This window comes from Catenuloplanes japonicus (genome assembly GCF_000717135.1).
Lineage (GTDB): Bacteria > Actinomycetota > Actinomycetes > Mycobacteriales > Micromonosporaceae > Catenuloplanes > Catenuloplanes japonicus.
Genome location: NZ_JNXY01000019.1, coordinates 67858 through 86562, shown reverse-complemented (window position 1 = coordinate 86562; position 18705 = coordinate 67858). Strand labels below are relative to the sequence as shown.

Annotated in this window: 14 protein-coding genes; 9 read left to right on the top strand and 5 right to left on the bottom strand. The window is 73.3% G+C overall.

What is annotated here, in order from left to right:
* Window positions 1–37: 37 nt before the first annotated feature.
* Window positions 38–1834 carry a hypothetical protein gene (locus OP04_RS25575; RefSeq protein ID WP_033342378.1) on the bottom strand — a complete coding sequence of 599 codons (1797 nt, stop codon included), beginning with the start codon at window positions 1832–1834 and terminating at the stop codon, window positions 38–40.
* A gap of 151 nt (window positions 1835–1985) precedes the next feature.
* Here OP04_RS25575 and OP04_RS25570 point away from each other — a divergent pair, with 151 nt between their 5' ends.
* A complete protein-coding gene (locus OP04_RS25570) occupies window positions 1986–3755 on the top strand; it encodes a potassium channel family protein (RefSeq protein WP_051798975.1) in 1770 nt (589 codons plus the stop codon).
* On the opposite strand, the gene OP04_RS25565 is transcribed toward OP04_RS25570, so the two are convergent.
* Window positions 3752–4969: a DUF4032 domain-containing protein gene (locus OP04_RS25565; RefSeq protein ID WP_033342377.1), complete on the bottom strand. Its 1218-nt coding sequence runs from the start codon at window positions 4967–4969 to the stop codon at window positions 3752–3754. The genes OP04_RS25570 and OP04_RS25565 overlap by 4 nt on opposite strands.
* Before the next feature lie 156 nt (window positions 4970–5125).
* On the opposite strand from OP04_RS25565, the gene OP04_RS25560 reads away from it, so the two are divergent.
* Window positions 5126–6544, top strand: coding sequence for a trypsin-like serine peptidase (locus OP04_RS25560; protein ID WP_033342376.1), 1419 nt, complete (start codon window positions 5126–5128; stop codon window positions 6542–6544).
* Between the two features lie 19 nt (window positions 6545–6563).
* Window positions 6564–7304: a phosphatase PAP2 family protein gene (locus tag OP04_RS25555; RefSeq protein WP_157240321.1), complete on the top strand. Its 741-nt coding sequence runs from the start codon at window positions 6564–6566 to the stop codon at window positions 7302–7304.
* Here OP04_RS25555 and OP04_RS25550 read toward each other — a convergent pair.
* A complete protein-coding gene (locus OP04_RS25550) occupies window positions 7242–7544 on the bottom strand; it encodes a DUF3263 domain-containing protein (protein WP_085066759.1) in 303 nt (100 codons plus the stop codon). The two genes, OP04_RS25555 and OP04_RS25550, sit on opposite strands and share 63 nt — an antisense overlap.
* 19 nt (window positions 7545–7563) lie before the next feature.
* Window positions 7564–8349: a DeoR/GlpR family DNA-binding transcription regulator gene (locus OP04_RS25545; protein ID WP_033342375.1), complete on the bottom strand. Its 786-nt coding sequence runs from the start codon at window positions 8347–8349 to the stop codon at window positions 7564–7566.
* A gap of 221 nt (window positions 8350–8570) precedes the next feature.
* Here OP04_RS25545 and OP04_RS25540 point away from each other — a divergent pair, with 221 nt between their 5' ends.
* From OP04_RS25540 to OP04_RS25525, 4 genes are all read left to right on the top strand, one after another.
* A complete protein-coding gene (locus tag OP04_RS25540; RefSeq protein WP_033342374.1) occupies window positions 8571–9497 on the top strand; it encodes an SIS domain-containing protein in 927 nt (308 codons plus the stop codon).
* Complete coding sequence (locus OP04_RS25535; protein ID WP_408606783.1) at window positions 9494–10432, top strand: ROK family protein; 939 nt, start codon at window positions 9494–9496, stop codon at window positions 10430–10432. Before OP04_RS25540 ends, OP04_RS25535 begins: the two co-directional genes overlap by 4 nt.
* A complete protein-coding gene (nagA, locus tag OP04_RS25530) occupies window positions 10429–11538 on the top strand; it encodes an N-acetylglucosamine-6-phosphate deacetylase (protein ID WP_033342373.1) in 1110 nt (369 codons plus the stop codon). Before OP04_RS25535 ends, nagA begins: the two co-directional genes overlap by 4 nt.
* Before the next feature lie 128 nt (window positions 11539–11666).
* On the top strand, window positions 11667–12380 hold the full coding sequence (locus OP04_RS25525) for a LysE family translocator (protein ID WP_033342372.1): 714 nt from the start codon (window positions 11667–11669) through the stop codon (window positions 12378–12380).
* A gap of 215 nt (window positions 12381–12595) precedes the next feature.
* On the opposite strand, the gene OP04_RS25520 is transcribed toward OP04_RS25525, so the two are convergent.
* Window positions 12596–14941, bottom strand: a complete 2346-nt coding sequence (locus OP04_RS25520; RefSeq protein ID WP_408606785.1) for an AAA family ATPase — start codon at window positions 14939–14941, stop codon at window positions 12596–12598.
* Between the two features lie 96 nt (window positions 14942–15037).
* On the opposite strand from OP04_RS25520, the gene OP04_RS25515 reads away from it, so the two are divergent.
* A complete protein-coding gene (locus OP04_RS25515; protein WP_033342370.1) occupies window positions 15038–17806 on the top strand; it encodes an alpha/beta fold hydrolase in 2769 nt (922 codons plus the stop codon).
* Window positions 17803–18663: an ABC transporter permease gene (locus OP04_RS25510; protein WP_033342369.1), complete on the top strand. Its 861-nt coding sequence runs from the start codon at window positions 17803–17805 to the stop codon at window positions 18661–18663. The genes OP04_RS25515 and OP04_RS25510 overlap by 4 nt, the downstream gene beginning before the upstream one ends.
* Window positions 18664–18705 lie beyond the last annotated feature (42 nt).

The window sequence follows — 18705 nt, the reverse complement described above, 5'->3', positions numbered from 1 at the left end:
CGCCTCAGGGGTACGCCCCGGAGGCGGGCCTTTCCGCTCAGAGCCCTTTACCGTGCAGGTCCGCCGAGGCCGGCGCCTGCCCCGGGATCGGCTTCGTCGGCGGGTAGTCCGGATCCGGCCCCGCGACCGGCCGCTCCCCGGGCCGCTCCTCGGGCCGGTCCCGCGTCGACGAATCATCCGGCGACTCCGCCGGATGCGGGCTCTCCGCCTGCGGAGACACCACCGGCGCGGTCTGCTGCGGAACCCCGTGCGACGCCCGCGGCGAGTCCGCCTGCGATGCGCGCGGCGAGTCCGCCTGCGATGCGCGCGGCGAGTCCGCCTGCGATGCGCGCGGCGAGTCCGCCTGCGGAGCCCGGTGCGCGGGCGAGCTGCCGAAGCCCTGGTCGGAGTCGGGCGTGACGACGATCGCGCCGTCGTCGGACGGAGTGACCGCGGACCACGTGTTGGCCGGATGCCCGGCAAGCCGCCCACCGCCCCGCCCCGGATCCGGGCTCAGTCCGCGACGCGGTGCCTCGCCGGCCCGGTGTGCCCCGGACCCGCGCGGCGCGGTCTGTGCGGGAAGCGGCCGGGTGACCGGCGCGGGCTTGGCACGGTGCCGTCCCGGCAGCGTCGTCGTCACGGGCCGATCGGCCACCCGACCGGCTGCGGGCCGCTCGCCGGCCGCGCGTGTGGTGGTGGGGCGCTCGCCGAACGGCCGCGCGGTGTTCGCCCGCACGGCGGTGGGCCGCTCGGCGGCCGTCTGCGCCTGAGCGGGCTGCTCGCCGGCCGCGCGTGTGCCGGCGGGCCGCACGCCGGTTGCCCGGGTGGGGCGCTCACCGACCGGGCGGGCAGCCGTGGGGCGGCCGTTCGCGCGGCTCGCGACGGGGCGTTCGGCCGCGCGGCTGGTGGTGGGCCGGCCGGTCAGCGCGGAGAGCATGTTGAGGCCGGGCAGGGCGCTGAGACCCTGCGCCGGGGTCTCGGACGGCCGGCTCTGTCCGGTCAGCGCGCCGAGCAGCCCGCCGCCATCGCCGGAGCCGCCGAAGAGTTCGGGCCGCTGGGCGGCGAGCGTGTTCCCGATCAGCGCGGGCATGTAGTCGGCGTCGATACCGAGGAACTGCGCGGCCGGATTCGGGATCAGGCCCTGGACCGCCGAGGACGGCTGGTCATCCGGCGCATCGGCGATGATCGGCGCCGCCCCGGGCGCGTCCGCGGCACCCGCCGCCGGCCCGGAGACCGGTCCCGAGGCAGGCCCGGAAGCCGGCTTCGATCCGGGCGCGGAGGCCGGTCCTGATCCCGGCGCGGAGACCGGTCCTGAGGCCTGCCCCGCTGCCGGCGCGGAGACCGGCCCGGAGGTAGGCCGCGAAGGCGACGCGGACGTCGCGCCCGATGCCGGTGCGGACGTCGCGCCCGATGCCGGCGCCGAGGCGGGCTTCGAGGCCGGCCGGTGTGCGGGCCGGGAGCCCGGCTTCGCGGCCGGCCGCGGTGACGCGGTGTGGTGACCCGCCGCCTTCTGCCCGCCGCCGAACAGCCCGGACAACCCGTTGTCACCCAGCAGCCCCGCCGCCGGGCCCTCGTCGTCGAAGAGGCCGGAGGCGCTGCCGCCGAGTGGCCCGCCCGTTCCGAACAGGCCGGAGCCGGACGGGCCCAGCAGGTCCGCGCCGGTCGGGGACTTGGCGGAGCCGAGCAGGTCGGACAGGAGCGGGAGTCCGCCGTTGTCCTGGAGGCCGGAGAGCGGCAGCAGGTCGTCGGCGGGGAGGAGTTCGCGGTCCGCGGCCTGGGCCTGGGCCGCGGTCAGCAGGAGGAAGCCACCGGCGAGGCCGGCGGTGCCTACGGCGCGGGTCAGCCACTTGTTCATGGCGGACGTTCCTTTCGGGGCGAGGGGGCTCTCCCGCCGTGTGCCGCGACGAAAGGGTCCATGTGCACGGGTCCTCAAACACCAACGAACCACCTACTACGGACGTTTCGCACAAATCGTCCCGCTTGGACGGAGTGCCTATGATCCGGGAATGGCGAGTGTGGATCTTCCGCGCGGCCGGGCGCTCGCCCGCTGGTGGAACGGGCGCGGCGCCGGCGACGTCCGTGCACCGCACTACGTGGTGTGCGGGCGGGACCCGCTGGCGCTGCGACTGATCAACGAACTGCTGGCCGCGCGCCCGGACGTGCGGGTCACCGCGCTGGTCCCGGACATCGCGGCGCTGCCGGAGCTGCTGACCATGCGCCGGGTCCGCACGCTGGTCGCGGGTCGCCTGGACGAGACCGCGTTCACCGGCGTCGACCTGGGCGACGCGGCCGCGCTCGCGCTGGTGCACCCGGACGACGTCACCAACATCCACGCCGCGCTCTGCGCCCGCGAGGCCGCGCCCGGCATCCGCCTGGTGCTGCGCGTCTTCAACGGACGGCTGGGGGCCCGGGTCGGCGAGGTCTTCGAGGACTGCGCCGTGCTGTCCGACGCCTCGATGGCCGCGCCCGCGTTCGTCGCGGCCGCGCTGGGCGAGCCGGACCCCACGCACTTCCGGCTCGCGGGCCGGACGATGTTCGTCGCGCGGCGGCACGACGTACCCCCGGAGACCGTGGTGTGTGGTCTTGCGGACGCCGCGGTGGGCGGTGAGCCGGAGATCCTGCCGGAGGACCAGGCACGGGCCGAGATCGTGCTGGCCGAGGCGACGGGCCGGCCGGCCGGGACCGAGGTGGCGGCGCGCCGGCTGCGGGCGAGGCGGCGCCGCAGGCAGCCGATGGCGGTGATGCTGCGGGCCGGGCGCGCGCTGGTCGACCGCAAACTCGGCGTGGCGCTGCTGAGCGTGCTCGGGATAATCATGATCAGCGGCGGGCTGCAGACCAGGGAGTTCATGCGGGCGGGCGAGAGACACGTCGGCCTCTGGCGCGCGATCTACGAGACGCTGCTGACCACGGTCACCGGCGCGGATCCGGACCTCGCCGAGAGCAAGATCCTGCAGGCCACCGATCTCGTGCTGACGCTGGCCGGGCTGGCGCTGATCCCGCTGATCACGGCCGCGGTGGTCGGCGCGGTGGTGAACGCGCGGCTGGCGCTGGCCGCGGGCCGGCTCGCGATCCCGCACCAGGACCACGTGGTGGTGGTCGGGCTCGGTACGGTCGGCACGCGCGTGATGGCGCAGCTGCACGACCTGGGCGTGGACGTGGTCGCAGTGGACAAGGACCCGGGCGCGCGCGGGGTGTCGCTGGCGCGGCGGCTCGGCGTGCCGGTGATCACCGGCGACGCGGCCCGTGAGGAGACGCTGCACGCGGCGCAGATCGGCAACGCGCAGGCGCTGGTCGTGGTGTCCACCGACGACGTGACGAACCTGCAGGCCGCGCTGAACGCGCGCGCGGTCAAGCCGGACCTGCGCGTGGTGCTGCGGCTCTACGACGGCGACTTCGCCCGGCGGATCCAGCGCGCGTTCCAGATCGCGATCTCGCGCAGCGTGTCCTACCTGGCCGCGCCCGCGTTCGCGGAGGCGATGATGGACCGCGAGGTGAAGGCCACCATCCCGGTCGCGCGGCACGTGCTGCTGGTCGCGGAGGTGACGGTCACCGCCGGCGGCGGCCTGGTGGGCCGCACGCTGGACGCGTCCGAGCGGCCGGGCGGCGCGCGCGTGATCGGGCTGGCGCGCGCGGGCGGCAGCTGGGTGGACTGGCAGCCGCCGCGCGACCACGAGATCGGCCCCGGCGACCGCCTGCTCGTGGTGGCCCGCCGCCAGGGCCTGCGCGAGCTGATCGCGGACGCCAACCCGCCGGCCCCGGAGACCGTGGCCCCCTAGGAGAGCAGCGCGTCGACCTCGACGCCGAGCACGGCGCGCTCGTCGGGGCGGTGGACCAGCACGTCGTTCAGGAAGGACTGGACGGCCGGGGCCAGGCCCACGTCGCGGCCGGCCTCCTCGGAGAGCCGCCACCGGTGGTTGAGCACCTGGGAGAAGAGCTCGGTCGGCTCCAGCTTGCCGCGCAGGTGGGACGGCACCGCGCGGACCACCGGCTCGAAGACCTCGGTCAGCCAGCGGTGCGCGGCCTGCTGCTCGTCCGTGAGGTCGCTCTCCGCCCGGTACGTGTCCAGGTCGTTGAGCAGCTGCCGGGCCTGGTTCTCCTCCGCGTCCAGCCCGGTCAGGCGGAACAGCCGGCGCACGTGGTAGCCGGGATCCACCACCTTCGGCCGGACCATGAACGACTGGCCGCTGTCCGAGACGGACATGGCCACCTCGGCCACGTCGAAGCCCAGCTCGTTGAGGCGGCGGATCCGGCCCTCCATGTGGTGCCGGGAGTTCTGCTGGATCTCCTGCTCGTACGTGACCTCGTGCCAGAGCCGCTCGTACCGCTGCATGACCTCGTCGGACATCTGCTCCGGGTCGATCGACTCGTGCAGCAGCCCGGCGGCCTGGAGGTCGAGCGCCTCGCCGAAGATGTTGGTCCGCGCGATGTCCAGATCCTCCTCGCGCTGGCCGTTGGAGAGCTTCGGGCGCAGCGCGCCGGTCTCCGCGTCCACCAGGTACGCCGCGAACGAGCCCGCGTCGCGGCGGAACAGCGTGTTCGACAGCGAGCAGTCGCCCCAGAAGAAGCCGGTCAGGTGCATGCGGACCAGCAGCGCGGCCTGCGCGTCGAGCAGCCGGATCATGGTGTTCTCGCGCAGTGTGTGGGAGAACAGCGCGCGGTACGGCAACGAGAACTGCAGGTGCCGGGTGACCAGCACGGTGTCCAGCGGCTCGCCGTCCGGCGCGTGCCGGTCCGCGACCACGGCGACCGCCTCGACGGACGGGAAACCGATCCGTTCCAGCGCGCGGAGCAGGTCGTACTCCTTCTCGGCGACGCGCTCGCCGGTCTCCTTGACCGCATAGACGGTGCCGGCCAGCTTGACGAATCGGACGATGTGCCGCGAGATGCCCTGTGGCAGCGCGACCAGGTGGTCGGCGGGCCACTGCTCCAGCGGTGTCGACCACGGGAGGTCGAGCAGCGCCGGGTCTACGAGGGCGGAGGTGATGCGCACGTACTAAGCATGCCGTTTTCCGTCGCGCGTCGCGGCTCATCGTGGCTCGTTACACAGTGACGAGATCTCCTCAAATGTCTGATCTGACCATTCGTGTGTCGCGCATGAGACAAGCATCAAACGTGCGAATCACAACATAGCGGAAGCAGGGGCGGAATGCGGCGAAGGCTGAGCCTGGTCGTCGGGGCGTGCGCGGCGGTCGCGCTCGCCGGCGTCGGAACGATCGCCTACCTCGGTGGCGGCGATCGGGAAACGCCGGGCACGGCGGTATGGAACGCGGCGGCGGAACACTCGACGCCCACCCCCGACGCGCCCACCGGCTCGCCGAGCACCTCATCCGCGCCCCGGCCCGCGCCCGCGACCGAGGCCGCGCCGACCCCGCAGGCCACCGGACCGGGCCCCGCGCAGACCGGCGCGCCGCGCGACGGCGAGACCGCGGACGCGGGACAGCCGATCGGCACGGTCGAGACCGTGGACCGGACGCTCGGCTACCTGCTCGGCGCCGAACGGCGCACCACGCTGCGCTTCCCCGGCGCCGAGTACGTCAAGGTGCACTTCAGCCGCATCGCGCTGCTGCCCGGCGACTACCTCACGGTCTCCGACCCGCAGGGCCGCGAGTCGCACCGGTACGAGGGCATCACCCGCGACGCCGTCTCCGGCCTGACCCGGGCCGTGTTCCACGAGGGCGAACCGGAGGCGACCGGCGAGCGCTGGGCGATGTCCGTCTCCGGCGACACGGCCGTGGTCGAGCTGCACACCACCAGCGCGGACCCGCTCGGCCTGAACACCGCGTTCGGCGGGCTCGGCGTCGGCATCGACCGGGTGGCCCGCGGGTACACCCGGCCGGAGCGGGTCGAAGCCGCGCAGGAGCTCTCCAGAGAGCAGGCCGGACCGGGGCGCGAGGAAAGCGTGTGCGGCGGCGACGAGAAGTCGGACGCGGCCTGCTACAAGTCCACGGACCCGATGGCGTACACCCGGTCGAAGGCGGTGGCCCGGCTGCTGATCAACGGCACCGAGCTGTGCACCGCGTGGCGGATCGGCACGCAGAACCGGCTGGTCACCAACAATCACTGCTTCGCCACCTCCAAGGACGCGTACAACACGGAGGTCTGGTTCAACTACCAGTGCGCGAAGTGCGGCGGGTACGACGTCTTCCAGTCGACCAAGGTCTGGGGCGACAAGGTGCTGGCCACGGACAAGACGCTGGACTTCACGCTGTTCACGGTGGAGAGCTTCGCCTCGGTGCAGAAGTTCGGCTACCTGACGCTGGACACGGCACGGCCGGCCGCGGGCACGCAGCTCTACATCCCGCAGCACCCGGCCGGCGACCCGACCGCGATCGCGATGAGCTCCGGCGAGCGCGGCAGCAACTGCGCGGTCGACAACCCGGCCTACACGGGGTACGCGTCCGCCAGCGACGTCTCCTACTTCTGCGACACCGAGGGCGGCTCGTCCGGCTCACCGGTGATCTCCCGCAAGACGAACAAGGTGGTGGCGCTGCACCACTTCGGCGGCTGCCCCAACTCGGGCGTGCGGGCGGACCTGCTCAACGAGCGGATCAAGTCGCTGGTCTGAACCCGGTAGCGTGTCCCGGGTGCGACGACTCGGCTGGTGGTTCGATGTTCTGCTGCTGGCGGCGCTGGCGGGGCTGACCGCCCTGCTCGCCGCCGGCCACCTGCTCGACCTGGACCTGGCGGTGTCCGACTGGGCGTTCGGCTTCCAGCCGGCCGTGCTGCACTACCCGTCCTACGTCGCCAACTATCTGGGCCAGGGCGGGCCGTTCCTGGCGCTCGGCGGCGCGATGGCGCTGTGGCTGGCCTATAGGTGGCGTGACGTGCGGCCGATCATCCTGCTGGCCGCCACGCAGCTGTTCACCATAGTGGTGGTCACTCCGATCAAGGAGCTGAGCAGCCGGGACGCGCCGCGGTCGACGCTGCCGAACAAGGCCGAGATCTTCAACGAGCTGGCCGCGCGGGGGGAGTACAACTGGTCGTACCCGTCGGGCCACATGGTCAACACGATCGTCTGGTACTTCACGCTCTACCTGCTGGCGCTGTGGGTGTTCGGCGAGCGGGTGCGGCGCTGGCAGACGCTGATCCGGGTCGCGCCGCCGATCATCGTCTTCTGGACCACCGTCTACCTCAACTACCACTGGCTGACCGACTCGATCGCCGGCCTGCTGCTCGGCATCGTGATGGGCCGCGTGATGGCGCTGATCCCGTGGCGCACGCTGCCACTGCCGTCGTGGGTGCCGTTCAACCCCCAACAGCCATCAGCGGGTACGGGAGGCGCGCAGCCGTCGCAGCCGGCCGACCAGCAGCGGGTCGTGGGCTAGCGCCAGCGGGTTGTCCAGCAGCCCGTTGAGCAGCTGGTAGTAACGCGTCGAGGAGAGGCCGAACTCGTCGCGGATCGCCTGTTCCTTCGCGCCCGCGTGCCGCCACCACTTCTTCTCGAACTCCAGGATCGCCAGCTCGCGCTCGGCGAGCACCGGGTCCTCCGGCGCGGCCCGCGGCACCGGCGGGGAGAAATCGTCGTCGATGTCCTCGGTCTCCATGATGCTCACGATATCGAGCATCGACGCAGCTCGCACCGGATCAGGCGGTGATCACCCGCACCCCGGCCTCCTCGAACTCCGCGACCAGCGAGGCGGGCGCGCCGTTGTCGGTGACCAGCGTTTCGACGCGGTCGATGGCGCAGATCCGGGCGAACGCGTGACCGCCCAGCTTGGACGAGTCCGCGATGATCACGACGCGCTTGGCCCGGCCGACCATCAGCGAGTTCATCGCGGCCTCGCCCTCGTGGTGCGCGGCCGCGCCGAGCTTCACGTCGATCGCGTTCACGCCGAGCAGCACCACGTCCAGCGTGACCTCGCGCAGCAGCGCGCCGCCGAGCGGGCCGACCAGCTCGAACGACTGCGGGCGGACCACGCCGCCGGCCACCACGATCTTCATCTGCGAGCGGACCAGCAGCTCGTTGGCGATGTTGAGCGCGTTGGTGACCACGGTGAGCTGGGTGCCCTCGGCGTTGGTGTTCAGGTCCGGCCGGACCGCGAGCGCGCGCGCCACCTCGGTGGTCGTGGTGCCGCCGTTGAGGCCGACCACCTGGCCGGGCGCGACCAGCGAGGCCGCGGCCGCGCCGATCCGCTGCTTCTCGGCCGAGTGCTTGGCGGTCTTGTAGCGCAGCGGGAGGTCGTAGGAGACGCCGTTCGCGACCGCGCCACCACGCGTGCGAATGATCATCTGCTGCTGTGCGAGCTGGTCGAAGTCGCGGCGGATCGTCGCCTGGGACACGTTGAGCGCGGCGGCCGCGTCCTCGACGCTGACCCGGCCACTGTCCGTGAGCAGTTCGAGCAGGGCGTTCCAGCGCACATACCGATCCACGGCCGGCCTCCCCTTGCACCTTAGTGCGCACGCTGAGTAATTTCGTGCACAGTAATGCGCGAAAGGGCCGGTTAGCAAACCACCTGGCTGCGCGAAGTTGCCCATGCTTGCCCGGAGACAGCGGATCTGCGCACAATGGCGCGCGAAACAGCATTGAAACGAGCCGTTCTGCGCAGCACGGCCCGTGCCCTTCCCGGTTCCTCTGAGGGGTGGTCGAACACATGGCCTACGTCGACGAAGAACTCGCCAGTCAGCCCGACTGCTGGCGTACCGCCGCCGCCCTCGCCCCGGAGCACGCCGACGTGCTCGGCCGGCCCGGCGAACGTGTAGCCGTCACCGGCTGCGGCACCTCCTGGTTCATGGCCATGGTCTACGCGGCGCTGCGTGAGCGGGCCGGACTGGGCGAGACGGACGCGTTCCAGGCGTCGGAGTTCCCGACCACCCGGCGGTACGACCGGGTCGTCGCGATCACCCGCTCCGGTACCACCACCGAGGTCACGGACCTGCTGGCCGCGCTCGCCGCCACGCCGACCACGGTGATCACCGGCAGCGGCGACAACCCGGCCGCGCACCTGGCCACCGACGTGGTCGCGCTGCCGTTCGCGGACGAGCGCTCGGTCGTCCAGACCCGCTTCGCCACCAGCGCGCTCGCGCTGCTCCGCGCCCACCTCGGCGAGGATCTCGGCGACGCGATCACGGACGCGGAGGTCGCGGTGCGCACGCCGCTGCCGGTCGCGCCCGGCCTGGTCGAGCAGATCACGTTCCTCGGGCAGGGCTGGACCGTCGGGCTGGCCGAGGAGGCCGCGCTCAAGTGCCGCGAGGCCGCCACGTTCTGGGCCGAGTCCTACCAGGCGATGGACTACCGCCACGGCCCGATCGCGATCGCCGCGCCGCGCCGCGTGGTGTGGGCGTTCGGCGACGTGCCGGCCGGGCTGGACGAGACCGTCGAGGCGGCCGGCGCCACGTTCGTGCACAGCCGCGGGCACTGCGGGCACACCGCGCTCGGCAGCTGGAACGGCGGCCGGGTGCCGCTCGACCCGATGGCCGACCTGATCATCGCCCAGCGCTTCGCGGTCGCGCTCGCGGCCGACCGCGGCCTGGACCCGGACGCGCCCCGCAACCTGACCCGCTCGGTCGTCCTGGCGTGAGCGGACAGGTCGTCGTCGCCATGGACATCGGCGGCACGGGGATGAAGTGCGGCCTGGTCGCGGTGGACGGGCCGGTGCTGCACACGGAACGGCACGACACGCTCGCCGCGCGCGGCCCGGAGGCGGTCACGGCCGCGATCTGCGACATCGCGGAGGAGCTGGCGGGGAAGGCGCGCGCGTCCGGGCAGACGCCGGTCGCGGCCGGTGTGGCCATCCCGGGCGTGGTCGACGAGGTGCGCGGCCTCGCGGTCTTCTCGTCGAATCTGGGCTTCCGGGACGTACCCCTGCGTGATCTTGTTTCTGCAAGGCTCGGCATCCCGGCCGCGCTCGGCCACGACATGCGCGCGGCCGGTCTCGCGGAGGCCCGGCTCGGCGCCGGCCACGGCTCGGACGACGTGATCTTCGTGGGCATCGGCACCGGCATCGCCGGCGCGCACGTGCGCGGCGGGCACACGAACAGCGGCGCACACGGCGCGGCCGGCGAGCTCGGGCACATCGTGGTCCGCCCCGGCGGCCCGGACTGCCCGTGCGGTCAGCGCGGCTGCCTGGAGACGATCGCCAGCGCCGCGTCCGTCGCCCGCCGCTACGTCGCACGCACCGGCGTGAACACCAGCGCGGCGGACGTGGTCGCGCGCGTCATCGCGGGCGAGGACGCGGCCGCGGAGATCTGGCGGGAGACCGTCGACGCGCTGGCGGACGGGCTGCTCACCGCGCAGGCGCTGCTCGACACGGAGGTCTTCGTGATCGGCGGCGGGCTGGGTGAGGCCGGTGAGACGCTGCTCGGGCCGCTCCGCGAGGCGCTGGCCGCGCGCGTCACGTTCCACCGCATGCCCAGGCTGGTCAAGGCGAGCCTCGGCGACACGGCCGGCCTGCGCGGCGCCGCGCTGCTCGGCCTGGAAGCGCTGTCCACATCCTCCATCGGGAAAAACGGGTGACCATGCACATCGCCGGCCGGATCGTCACGCCCGACGGGATCGTCGAGGACGGGCACGTCACGATCGACGGCGAGCTGATCGCCGCGGTCGGCGACGGGCCGGGCGAGCGTGCCGAGCGGGCGGCCTGGGTGCTGCCGGGCTTCGTGGACATCCACAACCACGGCGGCGGCGGGCACACGTTCACCACCGGCGACCCGGACGAGGCCCGCGCGGCGGCCGCGTTCCACCTGCGCCACGGCACGACCACGGTGCTGGCGAGCCTGGTCAGCTCGCCGTTCGCGCTGATGCGGGACGCGACCGCGGCGTACGTGCCGCTGGTCCGCGAGGGCGTGCTCGGCGGTGTGCACTACGAGGGGCCCTACCTCTCCGGCGCCCGGTGCGGCGCCCAGAACCCGGACTTCCTGCGCGACCCGGACACCACCGAGCTGGAGGCGCTGATCGCGCTCGGCGACGGCGCGGTCCGGATGATGACGATCGCGCCCGAACGCCCCGGCGCGCTCGACGCGATCAAGCTGCTGGCCTCGCACGGCGTCGCCGCCGCGGTCGGCCACACGGACGCGCCCTACGAGGTGACCCGGGCCGCGATCGAGGCCGGCGCCACGGTCGCCACCCACCTGTTCAACGGCATGCGGCCGATCCACCACCGCGAGCCCGGCCCGGCGGTCGCGCTGCTCGACGCGCCCGGCGTGATCTGCGAGGTGGTCGCGGACGGCGTGCACCTGCACGACGGCACGCTGGCGTTCGTGGCCGGTGCCGCGCGCGGCGGATATGCGCTGGTCACCGACGCGATGGCCGCGGCCGGGATGCCGGACGGCGCGTACGAGCTGGGCGGCCTCTCCGTCGTGGTGGCCGACCGGGTCGCGCGGCTGACGACGAACGGCTCGATCGCGGGCAGCACGCTGACCATGGACGCGGCGCTGCGGCAGGCGGTCGGCGCCGGCCTCTCCGTCGTGGACGCGTCGCGGGCCGCATCGTGGACACCCGCGCGCGCGGCCGGCTTCTCCGGAACGCTCGGCGCGATCACGCCCGGCCTCCGCGCGGACCTCGTCCTGCTCGACGAGGATCTGCAGGTCACCGGCGTTGTTCGCGCCGGCGTCGCTCAGTAATCCTTTTCTCGGCGTTCCCGGCGGAGTACGGTCCGCGTGTGTGAGCGCGCACATGTCCTTCCCGCATAGTGAAATACGCGAAGATTTTTAGGTATAAATCGCCCTATGGGGGACTAACGTCTCCGGTCATGCATCTGACCGTTACGCACCTTGCCGCCTTCGCGGGAGTCATGGCGCTCGGCACGATGTCCCCCGGACCGGACTTCGCGATCGTCCTGCGCCACGCCGTCGCCTCCGGCCGCCGGGCAGGGTTCGCCACCGCGGTCGGCATCGCCACCGGCATCCTGGGCTGGGTCCTGCTCGCCGCAGTCGGCGTCGCCGCGCTGGTCTCCACCTCCCCGGTGTCGTACCTCGCCATGAAGCTGGCCGGCGCCGCCTACCTGGTCTTCGTCGGACTCCGCACGCTCTGGACCGCCGTCGCCGCCCGCAGCGAGCTCGCGCCCCCGGCCCACGCGGACCTGGCCGCGCTCGCCGCCGCCTTCGACGTGCCCCGCCACCGGCGCCGGCGTTTCCGCTGGTCACCACTGATCGTCGGGGACTGGGACCGCCGGCACTGGGCCGCCTTCCGCGCCGGCCTGGTCACGAACCTCTTCAACCCCAAGGTCGCGGTGTTCTTCCTGGCGCTGCTCCCGCAGTTCCTGCCGCAGCATCCCACGGCCGGCGACACGCTGGTGCTCGCCGTCATCTCCTTCGCGGTCACGGCCGGCTGGTTCACCACGGTCACACTCGTCGTCGGCGCGATCCGCCGGCTTCTCGACCGCCGCGCGGTCCGCCGTGGCCTGGACACGCTGATGGGCTCGGCCCTGCTCGCGCTCGGCGTCCGCCTCGCCATCGAACACTGACCGTAACCTCGATCTCCCCGCCCCTAACCCCCTTCCCTTCGCCCGCCTTTGCTCTGCTTACATCACCAAAACCGGCGAACCGCGCAAACTGTCAGCACCGCATATGCCGCAAATCGGCGCGGCGCGCCTAGGTAAGCAGAGCAAAGCGGCGTGGGGATGGGGTGAAAGGGGGCGGATCGGTTTACGCCGACGAAAAGGTCAAAAGCCCAGGAGCATCAGCGGGTACGTGACTCTGCGTACGCGGCGAGGTGGGCCACCTGGGCCGGGTCCAGCGACGGGCGGACCCGCTTGCGGGCGGTGGCGACGTGGGCGGCCGTGACCGAGGTGGCGTCCAGCGACTCGCGCATCGCGGCCAGCGCGGCCTCGCGGATCAGCGCGGCGCAGTCCGCGGCGGAGAAGTCCTCCAGTTCCTGGCCGAGCTCGGCCAGGTCCACGTCGTCCGCGAGCGGCACCGGCTTCGAGGCGGCGCGCAGGATCGCGGTCCGGGCCTCGCCGTCCGGCGGCGGTACGTAGACCACGCGCTCCAGACGGCCGGGGCGCAGCAGCGCGGGGTCGACCAGGTCGGGGCGGTTCGTGGCGCCGATGACCACGACGTTGCGCAGCGACTCGACGCCGTCCAGCTCGGTGAGCAGCGCGGCGACCACGCGGTCCGTGGTGCCGCCGTCGCTCGACTGGCCGCGGACCGGGGCCAGCGCGTCCACCTCGTCCAGGAACACCAGCGTCGGCGCGGCCTCCCGGGCGCGGCGGAACAGCTCGCGGACTGCGCGCTCGCTCTCGCCGACCCACTTGCTGAGCAGCTCCGCGCCCTTGACCGAGAGCACGTTGGCCTTGCCGGATCCGGCGACGGCCTTCACCAGGTAGGTCTTGCCGCAGCCGGGCGGGCCGTAGAGCAGCACGCCGCGCGGCGCCTGCACGCCGAGCCGGGCGAACGTGTCCGGGTAGGTCAGCGGCCACAGCACCGACTCGGTGAGCAGCTCCTTCACCTCGGCCATGTCGCCGACGTCGTCCAGCGTGACGCGGGCCAGCTCCAGCGTGGACTCGGCCATCGAGGTCGGCCGGACCACCTCGAGCGCGGCGGAGAAGTCGGCCATCGCGATGGTCGGCGTCTCCGGCACGTCGCTCTTCTGGCGCAGCGCCGCACGCACCGCGGCCTCCCGGGTCAGCGCGCCCAGGTCGGCGGCGACGAAACCGGGGGTACGCCCGGCGACGTCGTCCAGCCGCACGTCCTCGGCCAGCGGCATGCCCCGGGTCAGCACGTCGAGCTGCTCGCGGCGCATGGCGGCGTCCGGCAGCGACACGCTGATCTGCACGGAGAGCAGGTCCGGCGCGCGCAGCCCGGTGTCCAGTTCCTCGGGCCGGCTGCTGGTGCACACCACGGCCGCACCGGCCTTGATCAGACCGGTGACGACCTGCCGGAACACGGTGGACAGCGGCCCGGTCTCGTCGCGCGGGACCAGCGCCTCCACGTCCGCGACCAGCAGCACGCCGGGTGTGTCCGCGCCGGTGACCGCGTCGGCGGCGGCACGCAGGCGACGGGCCGCGGACTCGTTGGTGAGCGAGGCCAGCTCCGGTGCCCAGAGGCCGACCACGCGCGCGCCGACCGCGGCCGCGACGGACCGGACCAGCACGCCCTTGCCGGAGCCGGCCGGGCCGGTGATCAGCACGCCGAGCGCGGCGGCCGCGCCGAGCCGGCCCAGCACCTCGCGGTGGTGGAAGCCGAGGTCGAGCAGTTCGCGCAGCTCGTGGGCCTGGGCGCGGAGGCCGGGCAGATCCTCGAGCGGCGGCGCGGGTTCGGCCTCCTCGTCGGCGTCGACGATCTCGCCCTCGACGACCCCGTCCGCGGACCGCTCCGGCGACGTGGCGGCCGCTTGACCGGCGCCGGACATGCCGGAGGTGGAAGCGCCGGAGAACCCGGACCCGGAAGCGCCGGCCCCGGAAACCCGAGGCGCACGGCGTACCGCTGAAGGGGGTGTGAAGGGTTTTGCGGCCTCCGCGTGGAAGGTCTGTCCGTGCGTGGTGTGCCCGGACGCCCACGTCACCACCGTGTCCATCGTGACCAGCGCGCCGTCCGAGTCCGACACCGAGTCCACCCGCAGCAGCGCGGTCGTCCAGCCGAAGCCGACCGTGTTGGCCAGGCTGCGGCGCGCGGTCTGCACCAGGCTGTGCGTGGTCGCGTCCGGCAGCACGTCCTGCGGCAGCAGCGACACGTCGTCGCCGGCCGTGACCACCTTGCCGAGCAGCGCCAGCCGCAGCATGTCCGCCGAGACCGCGACCACGATCTCCGGCGGCCCGGACAGCACCACGCGCCGCGCGCCCGTGGTCGGGATCGGCGCGACCGTGAGCTGCCCGCCCTCGCGCAGCCCCAGGTTGCCGAGGACCAGGTCGTCCGCGTAGAGGATCGCGCGGCTGGAGGTCGGCTCCGCGAGCGCCACGATGCCCGCGGTGGTGCGCCGGCCGGAGAGCCGGACGGGATCGCCCTGGTGCAGGCCGAGCGCGGCCATCACCTCGGGGTGCAGCCGCACGATCCCCCGGCGCGCGTCGAGCGCGGCAGGTCGCAGCATCGCGGTCAGCGTCAGTTCAGCATCGCCCACCCCAGCGACACTAGCGTGATCACGCTTCTCAGGTTCGGCACAGCCGTTCCGCCGTAGGCTCGCGCCATGCTCCGCGCTCTGTCCGGCCGGCTCCGCCGCGCGCTCCCGCGAATGACGCCCCGCCGCTGGCTCGCCGGTTCCACCGCGTTGGTGCTGGTGGCGGGCTTGACCGGGTGGGCGGTGCGGCCCGAGGATCCCGGTTTCACCTTCAAGGACGAGATGCTGACGGTACGGTCCGGGCCGTCCGGCACCGAGCCGGTCACGCTGGACACCCGCTACTTCGTCCCGGACGGCGCGTCGGCCGGGTCCACCGTGCCCGCGCTGCTGCTGGCGCACGGCTTCGGCGGCGACATGCACAGCGTGCACGCGCAGGCCGAACGGCTGGCCGCGTCCGGCTACGCGGTGCTCACCTGGACCGCGCGCGGCTTCGGGCGCAGCGGCGATCAGATCCATCTGGACAGCGAGGAGTACGAGGTCAAGGACGCGCAGCGGCTGCTGGACTGGCTGGCCGCGCGGCCGGAGGTGCGACAGGACGCGCCCGGTGACCCGCGGGTGGGCGCGGTCGGCGGCTCCTACGGCGGCGCACTGTCGCTGCTGCTGGCCGCGCGCGACTCCCGGGTGGACGCGATCGTGCCGATGATCACGTGGAACGACCTGGGCCGCGCGTTCCTGCCGGACGCGGCGGGCGGCGCGGTGGTGGACGGCGTGTTCAAGAAGGCCTGGGCCGGCACGTTCTTCTCATCGGGGGCGGCGGGCGGCGGCGCGCCCGGAGTCGTACCCGCCGAGGTCGATCCTGCCTGTGGTCGTTTCGCCGCCGATGTCTGCCAGGCCTTCATGACGATCGCGACCACCGGCCGGGCCAACCCGGAGGCGGTCGCGGTGCTCGACCGGTCCAGCCCGGCCAACGTGCTCAACCGGATCAAGGCCCCCACGCTGCTGGTCCAGGGCCTGGCAGACACGCTGTTCCCGCTGGCCGAGGCGGACGCGAACGCGCGGGGCATCGCCGCGAACGGCACGCCGGTCCGGGTCGCCTGGTACGCGGGCGGCCACGACGGCGGCGAGGGCCCGCAGACCGATCAGGACAGGGTGGACGCGCTGACGCTCGCCTGGCTGGACCACTACGTGGCCGGTGACGGCCCGGCCCCGGCGGACTCGTTCACCTACTCCCGGGTGTCCGGCTTCGACGCGATCGACCGCGGGCTGGTCACGAACGCGTACACGATCACGGACTACCCGGGCCTGCGCGGCGAGTCCACGGCCGCGGTGACGGTCGGCGGCGGCGTGCAGCCGATCGCGAACCCGCCGGGCGGCAACCCGGCCGCGCTCTCCTCGCTGCCGGGCGCGGGCGCGCTCTCGTCCGTGCTCGGCGCCGCGGTCGCGGACCTGCCCGGCCAGCACGCCGTGTTCCAGTCGGAGCCGCTGACCGCCGCGCTGAACGTGGGCGGTGCGCCGCAGGTCATGCTGCGCGCCGGCTCGCCGACCGGTGAGGCCGTGCTGTTCGTGAAGCTCTACGACGTGGACCCGGACGGCGGCGCCACGCTCTCCGAGGGCCTGATCGCGCCGGTACGCCTGACCGGGCTGCCGGCCTCGGCCGACGACGCCCGCCCGGTCACGGTGACGCTGCCCGCGATCGTCCGGCGCATCGACGAGGGGCATCGGATCCGGATCGTGGTCGCCACCTCGGACCAGGCGTTCGCGAGCCCGGCCGAGCCCGCGGTCTACACGGTCCGGGTGGAGCCGGCCGTGACGCTGCCGATCCTGGGCGGCACGCAGATCGCGAGCCCGGACGCGGTCTGGCGCTGGGTGCTGGCCGGCCTGCTGGCCGCGATCGCGGTCGGGCTGGCCGTGGTGCTGCTGGTCGCGCGGGCCCGGAACCGCCGGGTGGACCGTTCGGTCGTGGCCGGGTTCGCGGACACGCCGCTGGTCGTGGAGGGGCTGCGCAAGGAGTACGCGGACGGCTTCGTGGCGGTGTCCAGGGTGGACTTCACGGTGCACCGCGGCCAGGTCGTCGGCCTGCTCGGCCCGAACGGCGCCGGCAAGACCACCACGTTGCGCGTGCTGATGGGCCTCACCCAGCCGACGCGCGGCGAGATCCGGATCTTCGGGCACCGGCTGACGCCCGGCTCGCCGGTGCTGTCCCGGGTCGGTGCGCTGGTCGAGGGGCCGGGCTTCCTGCCGCACCTGACCGGTGAGCAGAACCTGCGGGCGTACTGGAGGGCGACCGGCCGGCCCTGGGCGGACGCCCGGTTCGACGAGGCGCTGGAGATCGCCGGGCTGGGCGACTCCGTGCACCGGCGGACGAAGAAGTACAGCCACGGCATGCGGCAGCGGCTGGCGATCGCGCAGGCCATGCTCGGCCTGCCGGAGCTGCTGGTGCTGGACGAGCCGACGGACGGCCTGGACCCGCCGCAGATCGCGGAGATGCGCCGGGTCCTGCAACGGTACGCCACGGACGGCCGCGCCGTGCTCGTCTCCAGCCACCTGCTGGCCGAGGTGGAGCAGACCTGCACGCACGCGGTGGTGGTGAACAAGGGCACGATCGTGGCGTCCGGCCCGGTCGCGGACATCGTCGGTGACTCGCCGACCGTGCAGGTGGACGTGGACGATCCGGTCGCGGCGCGGGCCGCGCTGGACGGGCTGGACGGTGTGCGCTTCCTTCAGGAGGCGGAGAACGGCGGCCTGATCGTGGACCTGGACGGCACGCCACGCCGGGACCTGGTGGCGGCGCTGGTCGGGGCCGGTGTCGGCGTGGACCGGGTGGTGCCGAGACGACGCCTGGAGGACGCGTTCCTCGCGCTGGTGGGCGACAACTCGCGGGGGAGCGGGGACCGATGACCTCTTCTGGTGCGGTGGGCTACAAACCCGGACGGACGCTGTCGTTCGGCGCGGAGTTCCGGCGTCAGGCGACGCGGATGCGTACCCGGCTGGCGCTCGGTTTCATGATCTTGTTGCCGGTGATCATCCTGATCGCGTTCCAGTTCGACACCGGCGGCGACGACGACCGCAACGGCGGTGGCGAGTTCGGCAGCCTGATCGACCTGGCCACCTCCGGCGGGCTCAACTTCACGCTGTTCACGCTGCTGGTCTCCGCCGGTTTCATGCTGGGCGTGGTGGTGGCGCTGTTCCACGGCGACGCCGTGGCCAGCGAGGCCAGCTGGGGGAGCCTGCGCTACCTGCTGGCCGTGCCGGTGCCGAGGGCCCGGCTGCTGGCCGTGAAGCTCGCGGTCGCGCTCACCTACTCCGGCCTGGCGCTGCTCACGCTGGCGGTCACCGCGATGCTGCTCGGCACCGCCCGGTACGGCTGGTCGCCGCTGCGCAGCACGGTCGCGGCCCAGATCCCGCCGGGCGAGGGCGTGCTGCGCCTGCTCGGCGTGGTCGGCTATCTCGCGATCGGCCTGCTGGTGACCGCGGGCCTGGCGTTCCTGCTCTCGGTGCTGACCGACGCGCCACTCGGCGCGGTCGGCGGCGCGGTGCTGCTGATGATCCTCTCCAACATCCTGGACCAGATCACCGCGCTCGGTGACCTGCGGAACCTGCTGCCCACGCACTTCTCCGACGCCTGGCTGGGCCTGCTCTCCACGCCGATCCAGGCGGACGACATGGTGAAGGGCACGATCTCGGCGATCTGCTACGCCACGCTGTTCTGGTCGGTGGCGTTCTGGCGCTTCACCCGCAAGGACGTGACCTCCTGACCCGTCACCCGTTCGTGGGCCCTTCGCACATGCCGTGCGACG